This is a genomic window from Candidatus Bathyarchaeota archaeon (assembly GCA_026014465.1).
GTDB lineage: Archaea > Thermoproteota > Bathyarchaeia > Bathyarchaeales > Bathycorpusculaceae > JADGNF01.
This window is the reverse complement of the sequence record JAOZID010000010.1, coordinates 1,560,950-1,579,889: the sequence shown is the minus strand read 5'-3', so window position 1 is coordinate 1,579,889 and position 18,940 is coordinate 1,560,950. Positions and strand designations below refer to the sequence as shown.

The window sequence follows — 18,940 nt, the reverse complement described above, 5'->3', positions numbered from 1 at the left end:
GCTTTCTACTAGCTAACCCAAACCCGCAAATACCACACGCTTTCGCGACAGCAAATAATAAGGGAAAAATCTCGGACTATTTTCTATTTAGTATGGAGTTTAAGTGTTAAAGAGGCAACAATTTTTCCTAGTTCTTCACAGTGGGCAAGCCCGTTTTCATCAGGTGCCCCAGTTAAAGCTACGCCATAATGCATATCATCAGCTCTGCCCGGAACTATCATGCCATGAATAAACATAGCGATAACCAAAGATTGCAAAGTGGTTTCTCCGCCTGAAGCTACCCCCGCGGAATTAGTAAACGCTCCACCAACTTTCCCCGCAAGCTGCTGCCAAACCGCTCCATGATCAATGAAAGCCTTCATGTTTGTAGACATTAACCCGTAATGCGTTGGCGACCCCAGTATCACCCCGTCAGCATCAAGCAAATCAGATTTAGTGGATTCAGAGACTTTCTTTAGGACAACTTCAACGTCTCCAGCTTTCTTTGCACCTTTGGCAACAGCATCTGCCATCACCTGAGTATTACCCGTTTGCGAATCATAAACTACAACAATTTTAGTCACGCAACTCAACCCCAAGAGCATATGAGAGGACAAGCTGATAAGAACATTGTCAACACGCAAAAGGCAAAATTGGAGCTGGGGATGGGAATTGAACCCATATAGAGCAGCTCTGCAGGCTACCGCCTGAACCGTTCGGCCACCCCAGCTTGTATTGCGGGTTAGGTACCTTAGTGGGGTCTGGCATAAAAATATTCTTAGTAGAGCTATGGGTTTGGGTGGGGGTTGAGGGTTTGTTTGAAGGTGTCGTAGGAGATTTGGGTTGGGGTTGTTTGGTGGGTGTTGGGGTTTATGGTGTAGAGTCCGTATGACCAGCCGTCTATGTGGGGGTCTTCTTGGTTGCTCCAGTACCAGAGCTGGTAGATTTGTCCGATGTTGGGGCTTTGCATGGTTTTGTTGGCAAGGTATGCTAGGGTTTGGGGGTCCCATGCGGGGAATTCGTTGACGTGTATGGGTTTGTCTAGCAGGTTTGAGTAGTATTCGCACATGTTTATGACGGCTTGCATGCGTTGGTATGCGCCGGGGGTTTGTTGGTACTGCGGGGGGACGTTGTCTACCCACAGGTTTATGCCGATGTAGTCGGAGTAGTTTGCCCAGTAGGGGACGCAGTCGTTTTCGGTGGAGGGGTCAAGGGGGAAGTTCCAGTGGTCTGCCCAGTACTTGTAGGGCATTAGAAATTCGGTGCTAAACGGGATGCTGCTGAGGTTTTTCCAGGTTTGGTATTCAGTTTTAAGCACTTGCTGGGCTAGGGCTTTGGTGGTGAAGTGGTTGTAGGGTTCGTTAAAACCCACCATTAAGACAACGTTGCTGTAGTTGCCCAAGGTTTGGCTTAGGTTGCCATACCAGTTTTGGTACCACTGCGGGCTCAAAGTTGCGGTGCTGTTGTACTTCCAAAACGGACGCTCATAGTAACCGTATTTTTGTTCAAACGCGTAATCACACTGTATGACAACTTTGTATTGGGTAAATTCAGGCAGCCAACGTTCCAAGCGTCCTTTTGCGTCCCATATAGCACCTGTGTTGTTGTCACCAACCCAAACGCAAAGCTGCACACCCGTGACTACTTCTAACTCATCAAGCATCTGATGGATCAACTCGGGCTCCAAATCATCGTTGAGGTGCACTACCACGTAGAGGTCATCATAAACAGCCGTGTAACTGGCGTCTTCAACAGCGTGGTTGCCTACGTTGGAGGGCGCTGAAAAAATCAGCATACAAAACAAAAGAACGCCTAACTTGAGAAAAACAGATTTTCTCATTGCACCCCGTTCCTCTCTTCTATCCCTCTGCACGAAATTTATACCTTTAGCTCGCACCTAAAATGTAATTTCAAAAAACAAACTCAGCAAAAACAGCCACGCCCAAACGGCAAAGGGGTTTAGCTAAAAGTCTTTTAGGGGGCTGCGAAAAGTAATCTGGGGATTATGATGAGTGATTACGCCTTCGTGGTGGATATGGACAGGGCATTGACCGATTTTATTTGGGAACAACTAAAAAACGACGCGGCAGCCAAGAGCGTCATAACCAGTAAAACGCAAATCGCAGTCACCTCACCCAAAGATGCCCCCGCAAGCAAGAAACTACTGCTTTTCCTCTACAGCATAACCCCACAAGCCACCCCAAAAAACACACCCGCCAAGGCGAATCCCGAAGGAGCTTCAATAGCGCAGGTGCCTTTTGTTTTGCGTTATCTTGTGGTGCCTTGCACTGGAAGCGAGGAAAAAGACCATCTGCTGCTGGGGAAGCTGATTCAGGCGGCTTTGGCGAACCCTGTTGTTTCTGGTGATGAGGCGGGAAAAGCGGGTTTTGTGTTGCGGCTGGATTTGTTGGGGTTGGATGAGTTGAGCAGGCTTTGGGGGGCGTTGGATGCGCCGTTTAGGCTTTCGGCAAGCGTTATGGTTTCCACGGAGCTGAACTGCCAAGTTCCCCCTGAGGCTCAAAGTGGCATGGTTGTTCCTGTAGCTGCGGTGGCTGTGGCGGGTCAAGTTGCAGGGGATAGTCAGGTGTGGGGGCTTTATGAGGGGGTGTTTAGGACGTTTACGGAGCAGACGTCTGATTGGAAGAAGCGGAATTTGATTCATCGTCAGTGGTTGATGCAGGATTTTAAGAAGAACACGCAGATGGGAGTGGAGGAGATGCTTTCGGCGTTGGATGGTTTGGGTAATAAGCTTGAGCTGAACTTGGCGGCGGCAAGCTATGTTGAACCTTTGGAGGCGTTGGCAAGTTATTATGAGCATCAGCGTACAGAGATTCAAGGGTTGGGCAAGATTTCGCAAAAACAACGAGAAAACGTAGAGAAGATTTCGCAGTGGATAGAGCAGGTCAAAGCCCTAATAGAGGCAATTCGCTAAGTTTGCGCACCTGTTAAGCCCAGGGTTTTGGCGATTTCTTGGTACGCAGTTAGGGCAACTTGTTCGTCGGGGACGTTTTTGATGAGCATGCGCCCATTGTTGAATAAGCTAACGTCTAAGCCTTTGTAGTTAAATAGTAGAGCCAGCCGTGACCGCAGCTTGACAGGAAAACCTAGCCGTTCCAAGGCATCGCAAATTAAATCGAGGTTTAGCGTCAGAGCGGTTTGGGGGTTTATGTTGGCGGTGTTTTTTCCGCAAAGCCAAGCGATGCGTTGTTGTGTTTTTGTGGATGGCGGGGTTTTGGTGCAGGCGGGGCAGTTGTCGCGTTTGAAGACATCTATGGTGGTGAAGGACATGTCGGTGAAGTCGCAAATCATGAGTTTGCCTTTTAGGGGGGTTCCTGTGCCTGAGAGAACTTTGATGGCTTCGAGGGCTTGCATGGCTCCTATTATGCCAGGGGTTGCGCCTAAGACGCCGCGGCTGCTGCATTTTAGCATGTCGTTATCAGAGATGTTTGGAAGAACGCATTCTAGGCAGGGAGCTTGGGGCGGCGCAAACACAGACAGGTTGCCTTCTAATCCGATGGCAGCTCCAAAAACATAGGGAATTTCGAGTTTCACGCAGGCGCGGTTCACAAGGTAGCGGGTTGCCATGTTGTCTAAGCCGTCCACCACCAAATCCACACCCGACAACAATCGTTCAACATTTTCTGCGTGGATATTCTCGCAAACCGCTTGGGCGTTTACCAAGGGGTTAAGTTTTTGCAGCCTCTGTGCAGCCATTTCGGCTTTGGGATAGTTCACATCGTCAGGGCTGTAGAGGATTTGCCTGTGCAGGTTTTTGGTTTCAACCACATCTTGGTCTATAAGCCGCAAATAGCCTACGCCTGCTAGGGCGAGGTACATGGAGGATACGGTGCCTAAACCGCCTACGCCTACGACGGCGACTTTGGATTTGCAGAGCCGGTCTTGCCCTACTTGCCCGAGTTCTTTTAGGGTGACTTGGCGGCTGTAAAAATCCTTGGCAAACGCTGCTTCATCAGGTAAATTCACATCGGCGCCCTCAAACAATGTAGGGATATAACTGGCTTATATGTGCTTTTTATGGGCGGCGCAGCAAAACAGGTTAGATGAAAGGGGGTGGCGCGTTTAGAATGCGCTGTCGAGTTTTTCTTTGAGTTCTTTGATTTTTTTGGTGAGTTCTTCGACTTCTTTGGTGTTGCCTAATGCTTTTTGGCAGTCGCGGGCGTAGTCTAATGCGCTCATGCCGTAGCGGTCGTAGCCTTTGTCAAAGGAGATTTCTGAGGATTTGGTGAAGAACTCAAGAGCTTCTTTGGGTTTTTTGCTGGCAAAACAGGATTCGCCTGCTTTGTAGTACATCTCGGCGGCGCCGAAGTAGTTTTGTCCTTTATAGTAGAGCTCGGCGGCTTTTACGAACAGGTCTTTGGCTTCTTCGTATTTGCCATCATCCATTAGGGCATTAGCGTCCTTGTGCATTTTAATGGGGTCTTCTTTCACGTTTTTCTCGCTCATCAACATCACAACAGTATACAAAAATACCGCAGGGCACGCTTTTAGATTTATCCCCTCTTTGGGCAGGTAGAGAAGAAAGACAAAATAGGGTTAAAAGCAACCGTCTTAAGATATAGCGTGTAGCTTGGTGCCAAAAGATGTCTGAGCAGAAAAAGTTGTCCGCGACGCTTCAGCTTGCCGCCGCCGCAGTCTTCGCCTCGTTAGTCTTCGTCGCAACGTACTCCTTTACTGTAAACATACCCTCTACAAGCGGCTACTTCAACCTTGGAGAAAGCATAATCTACGTCGCAGCCCTGCTCTTTGGACCCCTAACAGGTGCGCTTTCAGGAGGCATAGGCGCCATGACCGCGGACATGCTGCTGGGGTACGGACACTTCGCACCTGGAACCTTGGGCATAAAACTAATTGAAGGCGCCATAGTGGGGTTTTTGTACAAAAAACTGCGAAGCCACATCCAAAACCGCAGCGTATGCGCAGTTATAGCCACCGTTGCGGGTGGACTGGAGATGGTTGCAGGTTACTTTGTGTATGAAGTAGTGGTGTTGGGGTACCCTGTTGCAGTTGCCGCCGTCGAAGTGCCCTTTAGCTTGGTGCAGATGACCGTTGGGTTAATCATAGCAATCCCCATAGTACACACAGTTACCAAAGTATTTCCCCAACTCAAAAACTAAAAAGGAGACTTGTCAAAAATGAAGTTGCCGTCTGGAAAAATTCCCGTAGACATCCTCAAAGACGTTGTTTTCAAGAATCTAGGTGCAAGCAGAGAGGAAGTTGTGTTGGGTCCCGCGGCTGGTGTGGACGGTGCAGTTTTGGATTTAGGCGAAAAGTCGGTGGTTGTTTCTATGGACCCAATTACAGGGGCAGTGGAGCGTATTGGCTGGTTGGCTGTGAACGTGAACGCGAATGATGTGGCGACGTTTGGGGTGGAGCCTGCGTTTTTGTTTTCGTGTTTGATGCTGCCCCAGGGCGCGGATAAGACTATGGTGGAGGCGATTAGTTCGCAGATGGGCAGCGCCGCAAAAGAGTTGGGAATGGCAATTGTGGGAGGACACTGCGAATCCACGCCTAAACTGCAAAACCCCATAGTGGTTTGCTGCGCAGTTGGCACAACAGCCAAGGGCAAGTATGTTACGGCGGCAAACGCGAAAGCCAAAGATGCCCTGATTTTGGCAAAAAGCGCAGGCATCGAAGGAACAGCCATCCTGGCGTGGGACCGAGAAGCCGAACTCAAACAGGCTTTGACTTTCGCGGGGCTTCAAAGCGCCAAAGGCTTTTACAGTCGCATAAGCATCGTCAAAGAAGCCCTAACCGCATACAAGACAGGAGCGGTTCACGCCATGCATGATCCAACCGAAGGCGGCGTTGCAGGAGGAATCCACGAAATGGCAGATGCCGCAGGCTTAGGCGTCAAAGTCGCTGCAGACAAAATCTTTGTAGAGGAGGAAACCTCAAAAATCTGCGGGTTTTTTGGTGTTGACCCGCTGCAGTTGATTAGTTCAGGTGCGTTGCTTGTCTCTGCTCAACCTCAAGAGGCACCACAGGTCATAGCGAGCTTAAACGGTATTGGCGTGAAAGCCGCGGTCATAGGAGAATTCGTGGAGAACCCAGCGGAGAGGAAGCTTATTTGCGCAGGTGGCAAAGAGACGGTTTTGCCTCGTCCTTCTTCAGATCATCTTTGGGCGGCGCTATCCCGCCAGTGAAGCTTTTCATGCCCTTCAAAGCGAGCTGTAGTATCCAGTAGGATATGAAGAACGGGTAGTATATGACGTAGGAAAAGTTTCTTGACCCCAGCAGGCCGCATCGTAGTTCTAGGATGGCTTCTGTGGCGGCGTTTTTCAGGTTCCAGTTTGCGGGGGGTTTGAAGTGTAGGCAGTAGATGTCGTCGCCTATGACGGCTTGGTAGCCTTTGTTTTTGAGGTGTTTTATGATGTAGGCGTCTTCGTAGGTGTGTAGGTGCTCTGGGATTTTGATGTCACGAACAAGGTCAGTGCGCAAGAGGGTGTCATGGGTTCCGCCCCTTAGTTCAAAGCATTGTTTGGCGACTACGGTTTGCAGGTGCAGCACGCGGCGGTCATGCATGTTGGGTATCACGTCAATGTTTACGCCCCAAACTGCGCCTACGTCGTCGCGGATGCTTTTTTGGGCACGCAAATACCAGTTTTTGCACAGTACCACGTCGCTGTCAACAAACAAGAACCAGGGGGTTTGTACTTGGGCAATGCCTTCTTCGCGAGCTTTAGCACGTGAACCCGCAACGGTTAGGATTTTGATGTTGCCGTATTTCGCGTTGAATTTTTTTAGGATTTGGAGGGTGCTGTCGGTTGAGAAGCCGTCGATGATTATGAGGCGTTTTACGGGGACGTTCTGGTAGATGCTTGATAAGCATTTGCGTAGAAGGTGCTCGCTGTTTTTAGTGAGCATGACAACGTCGATTTCCTGCATCTTTGCGCCTCAAGCTCGTGGTGGAAGCTCATGTGGTTAACGTATATAGATGTATTGAGACCTCTTTGCATAATAACTTATTTGGCTCAAGCCATAGACGACGAATCGGATGGAGCTATGTTTTGGTGTTGCTTGGGCGTGAGAGCATTTGGGATATGGAGTAGGCGGTATAGAAGCCGTAGGCGAAAACCAGTTTGACTAAAAGCTTGACGCTGCCACAGCGCACGGCATCAGCAATCAAGCCTAAGCTGCCTCTAAACGTCCACACAGTCTTGGGGCGGTAATGGACACAGTAAGGGTCATAACATGCCACAACTCGGTAGCCCTTGCTGGTTATCCAATCCTTAATGTACGCGTCCTCAAACACATGCAACCCGGCAGGAATTCTAATATCCCTAACAGCGCGAGTTCGAATCAACGTATCATGCGTTCCGCCACGCAACTCAAAAATCTTCATGGTAACCCACAAGAACATCTTAAGCGCAGAGGGTTTCTTGATGGTGGACCAAACTTCGATGCCCCACACTGCCCCCACATCAGAACCCATGCACCGCGAGGCTTTTTTGTACCAGTCCTTGCACAAAACCACGTCGCTGTCAACAAACAAGAACCATTCAGAGGAGACGTTTTCTATGCCTTTTTGGCGGGAGGTGGCGCGGGTGCCTTTGTCGAAGACTATTTTGATGTTGTGGTGTTTGCGCTGGAACTTTTTCAGTATGCTTAGGGTGTTGTCAGTTGAGAAGCCGTCCACAACTATGAGCTGGTTTACGGGGACGTTTCTGTAAATTGATTCAACACAGGGTTCTAGCATACGGTCGCTGTTAAGAGTCAACAGCACAACATCTACAGATTCCATAAACTCGTCTCGCAAACACTGCGCTATGCTTCTCACAATTCAAACCTAAAAACCTGACGATAAAAAACAACCACGCAAGACAAACACGAAAAAGAGAGGTTAAACAAAATATGGGAAGCACGGTTTAAGAGTGGTTTTACCAGCCGCCCCAGCAGCCGTGTCCGTAGGGGTAGTAGCCGTCTTGGCTTGGGTAGCTTGGGGTTACAACGGTGCCATTTCCTGTTTGATACACATAGCCATAGCCGTGCGGGTGACCACTGTTAAATCCAAAGCAGTTCCCAATCCAGCCCCAAAAACCGTCATCTGAAGCGACGGGGCGAGGCGCGTTTGGGTCTTGTACTGGAGCAGCGACGTAGGCAGATGCAAAGCCAACTAGTGTTATAGTTAGCGCTGCAATGGTTGCCAAGACTGCAAAGGTTTTCCATTTTTGCACACATATCACCTTCACTATACTTATATTCGCTGAGGCAAGAGCAGTTAGCTAAAACCGTCAAAGAGACAGTTTCAAACCAGCGACTCCTAAACCCCAACCATAATATAACACTGTTATAAAAGCGGTATAAACATTTCCCCGCACAACACCCAAAAAGCCCATCAACCAGCCGCAAACACCAACCTATTAGGATGCTAATTTTAATTGTATGCAGAAACCATAGGGGGAGGGGGTCTATAGAAGTTGGTAAAGTTTGGTTGGTGGCGGATTTAGCTGTGGGGAGTGGATGGAAAGTTTGGGTGGGGGATGTTATGGTTTTTATAGGTCTGCTGGGATACTGTGTGTCAAAAGGACTTCAAAGGGAGCATTTGTTTGAATTTGGGTAAAGCCGCGAATGTGGCTATACGTTCGCTTTCTCCAAACAAGCCTCATCATGCACAGTGGTTGCTCACTAGGAAATGTAATTACCGTTGCAGGGGCTGTAATGTTTGGAACGAACAGAACAAGGAAGAGTTATCAGCTGCGGAGATTAAACGTGGCTTGGACATCCTTAGGGATTTGGGTATTGTAGAGATTGTTTTTTCTGGCGGTGACCCCTTGTTGCGTGAGGACGCGCAGGAGATTATCGAGTATGCGTCACGTTATTTTGTAACGACGGTTTACGATAACGGCAGCATGGCGGCAAAGAAGGTTGATGCGTTGCGCAACGTGGATTTTGCGGCTATATCCATTGACAGTTTGGACCCGCAAAAGATGGATTACATCAAGGGCGTGAAGGGCTCTTTGGATAAAGCGTTACATTCAGTGGACACACTGCAAGAAGAGGGCATAAACGTTAGCGTAACCCCCACTATCTCGCAGCAAAACATACACGAAATCGTGGACATAACCAACCACTTCACCAGCAGGGGTGTTCCGGTGTGGTACTGCCTTTACTCGTATGACACGTCCGTAGATGAGAAGCAGCTTTTCAGGATTGGCAAACCCAAAGACGAGTTTATCATAAAAGATAAGCAGGCTATGGTTGATTTGTGCGACCAGTTAATGGAGATGAAAAAGCACAACAAACTCATACTCATGACCAACAAGCTGCTAAAAGCCCTACGCAACCTCTACGCAGAAGAAAAACGCACATGGAACTGCCAAGCCCTCAAAGACTTCTTCATCATAGACCACATGGGACGAATCGGAGGCTGCCACAGCCACAACTTTGCAGGATCAATCTTTGACTTACCCCAAAAATGGAACAGCAAAGAATTCAAAGACCTACGCAAAGTCTACCACGACTGCACCCAATGCACATACCTGTGCTACATCTTCTATTCCCTGCACAGCGGACCATACGGAAACATAGAACTCGCCAAAGAACAATGGAAAAACGCAAAACTCCTCATCTAACAGCAAACGGCTAATCCAGACGGGGCAAACAGCTAAGCGCATCATCAATCAAAGGAACCAACAAAACATCCAACTCATAAGGCTCCTCAATATCCACCATTTTAGGCATAGCCAAAACAGCAGCAGACACAATAACACGTGGACCTGCATCTTTGGGTCTTTTCCACTCCAAAAAAGTGGGCACAAACATTAAGGTAAGCAGAAAAGGAGTCAGCAAAACGCCCAAAGTTACCAGCAGCGATACTTCAGAGGCCATTGTTTTTTCCTCGCAAGTTTAGGTTGTCCATGTAGCTGTTGCCTGTGTGGGTTGTTTTTCCCCAGTCAGATTGCCGTCGAAGAAGTTTGGAGACTACAACGTCAGCTAGGGCTTTTGCGCATATGGGTATGTTGTAGAGAAAGGCAAAGAGCAAAAGGGGCATGAGCCATTGGGTTCTTGTTCGCCCATCTAAGTGTGCGCCTATTCCCACTTCGAAGAAGGGAGCAAAGTTTCCCACGCAACTGTAGAAGGCTAAGGGTACAAAAAACCACAGTATCTCTATGGGGTATACAGAGTGATTCATTACTAGAAAGGCGCTTGAGATAAGAGAGAGCAGGGCGAGAACGGGCATGAAGTACACGTTAAGAAGCAGCATTCCGTCGAGTTTTTCTTTCCAGTTCAGCTTTGTGCTTTTCAAAACGTTAAAGGAATGTTTGAAGCAAACCTGCATGTGACCTTTAGCCCAACGGTAACGTTGCCTCCAGTAAGCTCCCCAACTAGCCACCGCTTCCTCATAGCATTCAGCATCTCTTACGTAGCGAATCTTGTAGCCTGCCAAGTAAATCTGGAAAGTCAAATCAGTATCCTCCGTTAACATGTTCTCGTCAAACCCGTCAATACAGTTTAGTACACTGCGCCTAAAACCGCCAACAGTGCCCCCAAACTGCGGAATAAGACCCAACCCATCCCGCGCAGGCTGATCCACCCCATAACCGCCCATGCGTTCCATCGCAACCAAACGGGTAATAAGATTTTGAGGCTCATTCACCACAACAGGGCGTCCCTGCACGGCACCAACTTGAGGGTCAGCAAAATCCTTCACGAGTTTTTCGACAATGTTTGGAGGCGGAAAATAGTCAGCGTCAAAACAAAGCACAATTTCGCCCGTAGCATGCTTTAACCCCTCGTTCATAGCGCCAGATTTTCCTTTGCCCCCGCTGTTTTTGTTTCTGTGCAGCGCAGTTATGAAACGAAAACGTTTTGAGTATTCATCGGCTATTACGCCAGTTTCATCAGAAGAGGCATCATCTATTACTATAACGTCTAACTTGCGCTGGGGATAAGTTAAGCTAGAGAGCCTATGCAGCAAGGGACCAATTACTTGGTCTTCGTTATGTGCAGGAACAAGAATTGAAACCGTCGGCTCATACATAATGTTGGTAGGCGCGGGTTTGCTGGGATGCTTGTGGCATCGCAGAATCGAGAAAGTGAATACGTAGTGGCGGATGAGGTAAACTATGATAAGCAAGGTGCAGGAGACGAAAATAGCCTGCGATAACTCAACTAGTACCTTCGCATACCTCCAAACTATCCGTGGGCAGATTAGGAAGAACACCTAGGCTTATCGACCAAAACGGCACAATCCACATCAAATTCAAAACAGGAAAAGCCAGAGTATAAAAAACGTTAAAGCCCATTCCAAACTGCTCAATTCCCGCTGCGGAAAAATAGAAGAAAACAAAATTCCAAAACACACCTAAAATGTTTCCTACAGTCAACAAGATAAGTTTGAGACGCCGCGAGCCACGCAACTGAAAAATGAGAGAAACAAAGAGGAAGTTAAAAATCAAAAGCGTAACCGTAGACGCGGCATTAATGTGGCGAAAAGAAACCAGCAGGCACAACGTAATAACCTCAGCAAGGAAAAGCACAAACAAACGGTCACCTTTATACTTCAGCTTTGCCCACCCCTTTCTTCCTAAGTTAAATTCTAAATCCGAATCTACAACAGAATGCGCTCTTAAAATTTGCGATAGGCTTTTAAGTCAACTGTAAGTGCAAACAAGCAAAACAGCCACAGTTAACCAAAACTGCTGCACAAAGGAAATAGTTAAAAAAAATTAGAGAAGGCTCATTTTGTTTTGAGAACAATATTATCTATGACGTTGCACAGAACCTGAAAGACTGCTTCGGCGGAAAGGGCATCTGTATCCAAAATCAAATCGAAAGGATCAAAATCTTCTCCTAGGGAGAAGCCGTAGAGGGATTTGTAGATGGCTTTGGTTTTTGCTTCTTTTTCTTTTAGGGCTTGCATGGCGGCGTTGGCGGTCATTTGGTCGCGTTGGGCGATTCGTTGGGCTTGTTTTTCTGCTGAGGCGGACAGCCAGATTTTGAAAGCGTCTTTGGCTAGCCAAGGCATAGTCCAGCTGTCGAGCAAAACGTTGCCTTCACGGGCGTAATCCAAAAGTTTGCAGTCGACTTCTTTGTCAAAAGCAGGGTTGTCCTTGCGTTTTTCCAAGAACCGCAGACCTTCGGGGCTTTCCCACCAGCCATTAACAGAGGAATCGTAGCCTTGAGCAGAAGCCAAATCACGCAGCGCATCGCCCCCCGAATAGTATCGTAAACCGTACTTTTTTGCGAGCCGTTTTGATAGGGTGCTTTTTCCTGTGCCAGCCATGCCAGAGATACAAATAACAAGTCGCTTAGCTACAGGATTTGCAGTCTGCTCAGCACCATTCACAGCGAAGACCTCTTAACTATTGGATTGGAGTTGTACCAAGTACACGCGAAGCTATAGTTCCAAAGAAGAACGCACAAATCATGTACCATGCAAAGAATGGTTGCGCTCCAAGCCCAGGAATATACACGACGTTACCAGGGAAGAAGCCAATTAGTATGGGCCAGATGACAAAGTATATGGCGGTTATGGGGAGCAGGAACATTTGGGGCTTGAACATTTTGGCTTGCATGGAGTTCATTTGGGACTCTTTTTTCTTTAGTTTTTCGAGGGTTTTGGTGTCGTTTGCGCGCATGGCGGTCATTCGTTGGGAATTGTATTCGGCGAGTTCTTTTTGCATTGAACGATATTCGTTCCAGCCGATTAAACGTGAGATAAGCACACGGTTGAGGGTCATGTTCATGAATGAAAGGGCAACGGATATACCCAGAATGACCAAAGTTGCGATGGGGATTATAGAAATGTCCATTGTTTTTCAGTCCTTAGCACGCGATTTAGCTAATAATATCACGCTGGAATATAACCATTTTTGCTTTTTCGTTTTAGAATAAATAAGGAAAGAGGGAGGGGTTTAGGATTCGCCCAGGATTCTTCTGAAGGCAGGGTACATTTCAGCGGCGCGTTCGCGCATCAGCAACTCGTAGTATTGGTAGATGATGCCTACAGCGAGCAGGATACCTACTCCTGAACCAAACGTGCCAAAGAAGTCCGCAACACCCGCGATGAGCGCAACGATGATGCCGCCTAGCACGGCGACGACTGGGATGTAGCGTTTAAGCACGACTTCGATGGGTTTAGCAGAGCGCCGGTAACCGGGGATTTGCATTCCGCTGTCCATTAGTTGTTTGGCAACTTTGTTGGGTCCTAAACCGCCGACTTCAAGCCATATTAGCGAGAACACGGCACAGAAAGCTACGAGTACGCCAAGGTAAGCCAGTGCACGCAGGGGGTCGCCGGCGACTGTTTGAACGTTGTGTGGAGCAGTGAGGTAGTATGCTAGTCCGCCTACGGGTTGGGCGGTGGTGGCGTTGTTTGGGAAACCGTAGCTGCCTACGATGTCTAGCCAGAAGTTTTGTCCAGGGGCGGGTTGTCCTTGGGTGCTCCATAGGAGCTGGCTAAAGAAGTATACGTTGGCAAACAGTGCAGAGGCGAAGATGACGGGGAGGTTGCTGACGTAGAGTAGTTTGATGGGGTATTTGCTGCGGAAGCCTTTGTAGCCTGCGTAGGATATGGGCAACTCTATGCGGAAGCCGTTGAGGTATATGATTACTAGGAAGGTGCCTACGGTGGCGATTAAGCCGATGAGTGAGGGGTAGACGCCTACTCCTACTATCCAGTCTACGATTGTGATGTTTCCTGCTAGTAGCTGTTGTAGGGTGCCGACGAACAAGCCGTTGGAGGGCGAGAAGCATGACCACAGGATTTGCTGTGCGACTCCAGCCATGATGAAGAGGCTGATTCCGCTTCCTAGACCCCAGCCTTTCTGGACTAGTTCGTCAAGTAACAGAACGACTATGCCTGCGGCTACAAGCTGAACAAATATGACCACTGCGGCTACGCCTAAGTCGTTTATGGAGCCGTACATGCCGCTGATGAGGTAGGCGCCTGCTTGTATGCCTGTGAGTCCAATGGAGAAGACTTTGCTGGCGACTGTGAAGAGTCCGCGGTCTTCAGGTTTGGACATGTCGCAGTTTATGATTTGGGAACCTGCCAAGAGTTGGAGAATCAGCCCAGCGGTGACTATGGGACCAATGCCCAGCTCCATGAGGGTTCCGCGGTTTGAAGCAAAAATTACTCGAAGCGCACTAAAGTCAAGTGAGCTTTGGCTGGATATGCCGTAGAGGGGAACTTCAGACATGACAAGGAAGATTATGAGGACAAGGGCTGTCCAAAAGATTTTTTCGTTGAACTTAACCTTTCGTTCGGGAACCTTGATTTCGGGCAGTATGCGTCCGATGGGTTTGAAGAGGTTAAGGAATCTACCTGCCATGTGTTAACGACCTTACTTTGCAACTTCTTCGAATTCGGCGTCTTCTTCGAATTCGTCTTCGTCTGTGGTTATGACTTTTCCGCCAGCAGCTTCTACTTTTTCTTTGGCTTTAGCAGAGGATTGGGGGACGGTGATGGTTAGGGGCTGCTTGATGTTGCCTGTGCCTAAAAGCTTGGTGTAACCCATGCTGGTAAGGTCAATTTCGGTCTCTGAAGATGCCGCGGCAATGTCACAAAGCTTGGTTAGGTTGATAACGTTCTCTTTTAGTTTGAGGCTTTGCGGAGAAGTAAAGCCGTGTTTGCCAAAGTAATTTGGAAACTTCTTTAGCATGTAGCTCCATCGGTGTTTGTGGAAGCCTACTTTACGGTACGGGCGCGAACCTGCATCCCTGTGCTGCCCTATCCTACCGTATCCTTGTGTTCGGGAACCGCGTTTTTTGCGGGTGTTTCTGAGTTTATGTGGCATCGTTTAAACCTGCTTCTTGTTGTTTTAGAGTTTGTTGCTTTTGCGCTTTTTTCAGCTTGATTTCAATCACGCCGTTCTTGAGATTCTTATGCGCGACGTTTGGAATCACTACCTTCGGAAGATTTAAACTTTTATAGTATTTACGGTCAGTCGCCTTCGCAGACAGTATGAGTTTTTGGTTTTTGATGTTGACTTTCACGGTTTCCTGATTGAAACCCGCAACTTCGGCGACTATAGTTACCCAATTGTTATCCTGGAACATGTCAATAAGAGGTTTAGGCGCACGCCATTTGTCTCTGCCAAACTTTTTGGGCAACCGATACTTTGGGGGATACGTCTTCTTTTGCGCTTTAACGGTCTCTATCCGAGGGGGTTTACCGCTGGAGTCCTTGGGGCTAAAGCGAAAGTTCTTAAGATCCAACCATTTAAGATGTTTCTTACTTCTTCTCCATCTCGCACTCATTTACTTACATCCCCCACTATTTTAGAGAGCAATCCCAACCGTAACTATAAAACGTATCGCATAGAAAAAGTTGGAAAATATGTAACCTAAATATCCACAAACCCAAAACAAATACAAACCAACACCACATTTTTCAAGCCAAACAACAAAAAAACCCAAAAAACTAGACCCCCTCCCCCCTTTTCTGCATACAATTAAAAAATAGCATCCAAATAGACGCTAAATAGGTTATTAAGGATGCCAAATTCTGTGTTCAAGCAGCTTTGCAGGTAAAAGGTGAAAAGCCAAGGAGGAAGGGTTTATTGTTTTTGTAGTTTGGCTATGAAGAAGCCGTTGCTTTGGTGCAGGTGGGGGTAGAGGCGTTGGCATTTGTCTAAACCTTGAAGTCCAGACACGCCTATCTGCGGGTCGATGTCGGTTAGGTGGAAGTTTTGGTGCTCGTTTAGGAAGCGTTGTATGATTTGTTCGTTTTCTTCAAGGGTTATGCTGCAGGTGCTGTAGGTTAGGATGCCGCCAGATTTGACGTGGTTTGCGCAGTTGCAAATCATTGCCCATTGAATCTGCGTCATTTTCTCTAGGGATTTTGGGGTTAGTCGCCATTTGGCTGCGGGCAGCTTTGCGAAGACTCCTGTGCTGGTGCAGGGCGGGTCTAAAATCACCACATCAGCTTCTACGCCCAACGGCAGCGGGAAGCAGGCGTCTGCGATTAGGGGATGAGCGTTTTCTATCCACATCCGCGCGGTTTCTTGACGCCAAGCGGCTAGTCTTCTTCGCGAGTAATCCACAGAGCAGATTACGCCTTTGTTTTGCATTAGCTGGGCAAGATACGTGGTTTTGGCACCAGGAGCAGCGCAGACGTCTAAGACGGCCATGTCGGGTTTGGGGTTTGCGGCTTGGGCGGCGAAGCAGCTGGCTTTGTCTTGGATATAGAAGAGTCCAAGGCGAAAACTATCGGTCTTGGTTAGGGGTTTTTTGGATTCGATTAGGCGGTAAGTGTGCTGTAGTTGCGGGGTTTTTTCTGCGGTTATGCCGTCGGCGCAGAGTTTTTGCAGCAACTCATCAGATGTGCCGCGCAGCGTGTTTAGGCGCAGGTAAACAGGAAGAGCTTGCAGGTTAGCTTGCAGAAAAGCAGTGGCTTCTTCTTTGCCTAGCAAGTCAAAGCAGTATTTGACAAACCATGCGGGGTGGTAAGTTTGCAGGGCGACTTTTTCGTGGTCTTTTGCTGCGTCTATGAGGGGCTGAACGGGTTGGGTGAGCAAGAAACCTAGGGCGTATTCAACTTGGCGCATGGCTTGCCACCCCAGAATCGAACGGGCTAATTTGGCTATGTGTTCAGCTTCTTTGAGGTCAAACCCTTCCCAGTTGCGGGTTATGCGGGTCTGGTAAACGTACAAACGCAAAAACGCCTGTATTCCCATGTCGAACTCGTCAAGGGTTTTGTCTTTTAGTTGGCTGTTGATGAATTTGTCGATGAGGTTTTTTCGTCTAACCGTCTCCACAACTAAGCCATATCCCAGTCGAGTTGCGTCGGGGTCGTTTATGCATAGTTGTTTTACGGTTTTGGCAAATGCCATGTGTTCGCTGAGTTTTTGCAGTTCAATCCAGCTTAGGGTTTCAATGGCAAGCGTCCAAGCATCTCTTAGCAAAGTCTATACACAGCCATAACACAGCATGGCGGCATTTATAAGAATAAAGAAAACAAACCGCGCATAAAGCAACAAAAAGCAGATTCTAAAAAAATAAAGAGAAAGGGGAGGTTGAAGGGCTATCGTATGAGGTGGGCTGCTTGGAAGGGGAGGTAGACGTCTCCGTTCATAGGAGCATAGACTACTACGCCTTCTAACTCAAATGTGCGGACATGACCGTTGTTGGATGTTATGGTTAGGCTGTCTTTGCTTACGGGGAGTTCTGCATAGCAGTTGTTTGTAGTGATTTCCAAAACGGGGTTTTGTGGGTCAGTGAAGTTTAGGTTCCATTGGTCTTCGCTAAAGATACTGGCTACGTTAACGTACAATTGATTGGTTGTTTGGTCCAGTCTAAAGCCTAATGCGTCGGCGCAGATTTCAGCTAGCGCGGTGTTGTCGTAGTGTCCAATGGGGGTGGTTAGTATTGATGGACTGTAAGCCCAGAGGGGAACGTCGTCGCCAGTGTGTCCGTGGGTGGTCCAGCCAAAGGGAGTGTATGCTTGGCTTATGTATTCAGAAATTGAGTAGGAATCAGTCAAGTCCATAGCGGCTATGTCATCGTCGGTTACGGATATGTTCCAGCGGTCTTCAAAGACTGCGCGGACAGCATCATTATCACCTGTGACGCCTGCGAGTTCACGTACCAGACCTGTAGAGGTGATTTCCATGCCCAGCAGGGGATTTACGATGTCTTCAACGGTTAGGTCGGTGTAGCCGTGTCCGATGGCGTTGCTGTCTTGGTAGTAGCTGCCTATGGTTAAGCCTCCAGTGTTGTGGTCAGGGAAAGCCAAAACAAGAGTCTGCTTATCCTGCGCGGCAAATTCAAGGGCAACACCTACAGCTTCATCAAAAGCTAAGAAGTCAGTAACCATGTGTATGGGGTCATTAGCGTGTCCTGCCCAGTCTACTTGGCTGCCTTCAACCATGAGGAAAAAGCCATCTTTGTCTTGGGATAGCAGGTCAATTGCTTTCTTTGTCATCTCGGCAATTGAAGGCTGATAAGCAGCAAAATCTGCACGGTCTATATCGGCTTCCATGTGGCTTTCAGCAAACATGCCAAAGAGTTTACCCGAATCAACGCTTAGCAGGTCGTCTTTGTTGTCAACAAATTGATAGCCGCGGTCAAGTATTGTTTGGTAGAGGTTGTCGCTGTCAGTACGTTTGCCATTCCATGTTTCGCCAAAGCTGGTTGTGTAGCTGTCAGTGGAGTTAATCAGATGACGGAAACCGCCGCCCAAAACCACATCCACATCATGGTAGACTAGTTGCTCCATGATTTCGTTTTCGTTGTTGCGGTCGTTGATGTGAGCTGCGTACACTGCTGGGGTAGCATGGGTTATTCGGCTAGTGGCAATTAAGCCAGTGGCTTTGCCTTCAAGCTGGGCGCCTTCAAGAACGGTGGCTAAGGGTTCGTAGGGGTCAGCGGTTGGTATGAATCCAGTGAGAAGGTCTTCAGTTCGAGGTCCTACGCTAATGAAGCCATCGGTTGTTTTGTGTCCAGTAGCAAAAGCGGTTCCAGCAGAAGCAGAATCCGTAATTACAGAATCGGACATGTAGGTTGCAACGGTTCCAGTGACTATGGTGTCAAGGTATAATCCGCCGCCATTGTACCAGCGAGTCAAAGTCTCTATGCTTTGAGAACAGCCATCAGGTATCATAACAATTACGTTTTTTGTCCTGTTGTTGGCACCAAACCCCGCATTTGCAGAAAAAGCGGGAACGGCAATCATAGACACGGCAATAACAGCCACAAATATTGTAGCAACCAAGATTCGATATTTATTTTCCATTTTTTCACCCATATGTGCTTGCGACCAAAACCAAATTGGGCTGGCTTGGTCAAGTTCTAGAAAAACGCGGTTTAGGGCACATATTGGTTCTCGATGTAATCTATAGGCGTCTCCCAAGGCTATAGCTTCAAACCTAAAATATATAGAACAAACGATCTGCAAGAAACCAAACAAACCAAGCAACAAACAGCAAGCAGCACCAAAACAAACAAACCAAATCCAAAACAGCAAAGGAGGCAAATACTTTGGCGAACCATGTCA

Annotated in this window: 21 protein-coding genes and 1 tRNA gene; 4 read left to right on the top strand and 18 right to left on the bottom strand. The window is 48.0% G+C overall.

Going from position 1 to position 18,940, the window contains the following annotated elements:
- Nucleotides 1-83: 83 nt before the first annotated feature.
- The 3 genes from NWF04_10275 to NWF04_10265 form a co-directional block, all read right to left on the bottom strand.
- Nucleotides 84-563: an NAD(P)H-dependent oxidoreductase gene (locus tag NWF04_10275; GenBank protein MCW4006957.1), complete on the bottom strand. Its 480-nt coding sequence runs from the start codon at nucleotides 561-563 to the stop codon at nucleotides 84-86.
- 70 nt (nucleotides 564-633) lie between these two features.
- Nucleotides 634-709: transfer RNA gene (locus NWF04_10270), tRNA-Cys, on the bottom strand.
- A gap of 57 nt (nucleotides 710-766) precedes the next feature.
- Nucleotides 767-1,819, bottom strand: coding sequence for a hypothetical protein (locus tag NWF04_10265; GenBank protein ID MCW4006956.1), 1,053 nt, complete (start codon nucleotides 1,817-1,819; stop codon nucleotides 767-769).
- 168 nt (nucleotides 1,820-1,987) lie between these two features.
- On the opposite strand from NWF04_10265, the gene NWF04_10260 reads away from it, so the two are divergent.
- Nucleotides 1,988-2,911, top strand: a complete 924-nt coding sequence (locus tag NWF04_10260) for a DUF4255 domain-containing protein (protein ID MCW4006955.1) — start codon at nucleotides 1,988-1,990, stop codon at nucleotides 2,909-2,911.
- Here the strand turns inward: NWF04_10260 and NWF04_10255 are convergent.
- Together NWF04_10255 and NWF04_10250 are read right to left on the bottom strand one after the other, a co-directional pair.
- Nucleotides 2,908-3,963, bottom strand: coding sequence for a HesA/MoeB/ThiF family protein (locus tag NWF04_10255; GenBank protein ID MCW4006954.1), 1,056 nt, complete (start codon nucleotides 3,961-3,963; stop codon nucleotides 2,908-2,910). The two genes, NWF04_10260 and NWF04_10255, sit on opposite strands and share 4 nt — an antisense overlap.
- 96 nt (nucleotides 3,964-4,059) lie before the next feature.
- Entirely contained in the window at nucleotides 4,060-4,443 is a 384-nt protein-coding gene (locus NWF04_10250; GenBank protein MCW4006953.1) for a tetratricopeptide repeat protein, read from the bottom strand.
- Nucleotides 4,444-4,580: 137 nt separating this feature from the next.
- Here NWF04_10250 and NWF04_10245 point away from each other — a divergent pair, with 137 nt between their 5' ends.
- Nucleotides 4,581-5,114 carry an ECF transporter S component gene (locus NWF04_10245; protein MCW4006952.1) on the top strand — a complete coding sequence of 178 codons (534 nt, stop codon included), beginning with the start codon at nucleotides 4,581-4,583 and terminating at the stop codon, nucleotides 5,112-5,114.
- An 18-nt stretch (nucleotides 5,115-5,132) separates the two neighbouring features.
- Nucleotides 5,133-6,143, top strand: a complete 1,011-nt coding sequence (locus NWF04_10240) for an AIR synthase family protein (GenBank protein MCW4006951.1) — start codon at nucleotides 5,133-5,135, stop codon at nucleotides 6,141-6,143.
- Here NWF04_10240 and NWF04_10235 read toward each other — a convergent pair.
- The 3 genes from NWF04_10235 to NWF04_10225 all read right to left on the bottom strand — a co-directional run bounded on the left by NWF04_10235 (nucleotide 6,064) and on the right by NWF04_10225 (nucleotide 8,174).
- Nucleotides 6,064-6,885 carry a glycosyltransferase family 2 protein gene (locus tag NWF04_10235; GenBank protein ID MCW4006950.1) on the bottom strand — a complete coding sequence of 274 codons (822 nt, stop codon included), beginning with the start codon at nucleotides 6,883-6,885 and terminating at the stop codon, nucleotides 6,064-6,066. The two genes, NWF04_10240 and NWF04_10235, sit on opposite strands and share 80 nt — an antisense overlap.
- Nucleotides 6,886-7,000: 115 nt before the next feature.
- Nucleotides 7,001-7,777, bottom strand: coding sequence for a glycosyltransferase family 2 protein (locus tag NWF04_10230; protein ID MCW4006949.1), 777 nt, complete (start codon nucleotides 7,775-7,777; stop codon nucleotides 7,001-7,003).
- Between the two features lie 100 nt (nucleotides 7,778-7,877).
- Nucleotides 7,878-8,174 carry a hypothetical protein gene (locus NWF04_10225; GenBank protein MCW4006948.1) on the bottom strand — a complete coding sequence of 99 codons (297 nt, stop codon included), beginning with the start codon at nucleotides 8,172-8,174 and terminating at the stop codon, nucleotides 7,878-7,880.
- A gap of 372 nt (nucleotides 8,175-8,546) precedes the next feature.
- Between NWF04_10225 and NWF04_10220 the strand changes: the two genes are divergently transcribed.
- Nucleotides 8,547-9,572 (top strand): radical SAM protein, encoded by a 1,026-nt coding sequence (locus NWF04_10220; GenBank protein MCW4006947.1) that lies wholly within the window; start codon nucleotides 8,547-8,549, stop codon nucleotides 9,570-9,572.
- 10 nt (nucleotides 9,573-9,582) lie between these two features.
- Here NWF04_10220 and NWF04_10215 read toward each other — a convergent pair whose 3' ends face one another.
- From NWF04_10215 to NWF04_10170, 10 genes are all read right to left on the bottom strand, one after another.
- The gene (locus NWF04_10215; GenBank protein MCW4006946.1) at nucleotides 9,583-9,828 is read right to left on the bottom strand and encodes a hypothetical protein; all 246 of its coding nucleotides are present in this window, start codon (nucleotides 9,826-9,828) and stop codon (nucleotides 9,583-9,585) included.
- Entirely contained in the window at nucleotides 9,818-11,077 is a 1,260-nt protein-coding gene (locus tag NWF04_10210; GenBank protein MCW4006945.1) for a glycosyltransferase family 2 protein, read from the bottom strand. Before NWF04_10210 ends, NWF04_10215 begins: the two co-directional genes overlap by 11 nt.
- 31 nt (nucleotides 11,078-11,108) lie before the next feature.
- Complete coding sequence (locus tag NWF04_10205; GenBank protein MCW4006944.1) at nucleotides 11,109-11,486, bottom strand: hypothetical protein; 378 nt, start codon at nucleotides 11,484-11,486, stop codon at nucleotides 11,109-11,111.
- 194 nt (nucleotides 11,487-11,680) lie between these two features.
- The gene (locus NWF04_10200; GenBank protein ID MCW4006943.1) at nucleotides 11,681-12,289 is read right to left on the bottom strand and encodes a cytidylate kinase family protein; all 609 of its coding nucleotides are present in this window, start codon (nucleotides 12,287-12,289) and stop codon (nucleotides 11,681-11,683) included.
- 16 nt (nucleotides 12,290-12,305) lie between these two features.
- A complete protein-coding gene (locus tag NWF04_10195; GenBank protein MCW4006942.1) occupies nucleotides 12,306-12,755 on the bottom strand; it encodes an EMC3/TMCO1 family protein in 450 nt (149 codons plus the stop codon).
- Between the two features lie 102 nt (nucleotides 12,756-12,857).
- A complete protein-coding gene (gene secY, locus NWF04_10190; protein MCW4006941.1) occupies nucleotides 12,858-14,276 on the bottom strand; it encodes a preprotein translocase subunit SecY in 1,419 nt (472 codons plus the stop codon).
- 12 nt (nucleotides 14,277-14,288) lie between these two features.
- Nucleotides 14,289-14,741 carry a 50S ribosomal protein L15 gene (locus tag NWF04_10185; protein ID MCW4006940.1) on the bottom strand — a complete coding sequence of 151 codons (453 nt, stop codon included), beginning with the start codon at nucleotides 14,739-14,741 and terminating at the stop codon, nucleotides 14,289-14,291.
- On the bottom strand, nucleotides 14,731-15,204 hold the full coding sequence (locus tag NWF04_10180; GenBank protein MCW4006939.1) for an Hsp20/alpha crystallin family protein: 474 nt from the start codon (nucleotides 15,202-15,204) through the stop codon (nucleotides 14,731-14,733). The genes NWF04_10185 and NWF04_10180 overlap by 11 nt, the downstream gene beginning before the upstream one ends.
- 299 nt (nucleotides 15,205-15,503) lie before the next feature.
- Nucleotides 15,504-16,850 carry a hypothetical protein gene (locus NWF04_10175; GenBank protein MCW4006938.1) on the bottom strand — a complete coding sequence of 449 codons (1,347 nt, stop codon included), beginning with the start codon at nucleotides 16,848-16,850 and terminating at the stop codon, nucleotides 15,504-15,506.
- A 119-nt stretch (nucleotides 16,851-16,969) separates the two neighbouring features.
- Entirely contained in the window at nucleotides 16,970-18,679 is a 1,710-nt protein-coding gene (locus NWF04_10170; GenBank protein MCW4006937.1) for an alkaline phosphatase, read from the bottom strand.
- Between the last annotated feature and the right edge of the window lie 261 nt (nucleotides 18,680-18,940).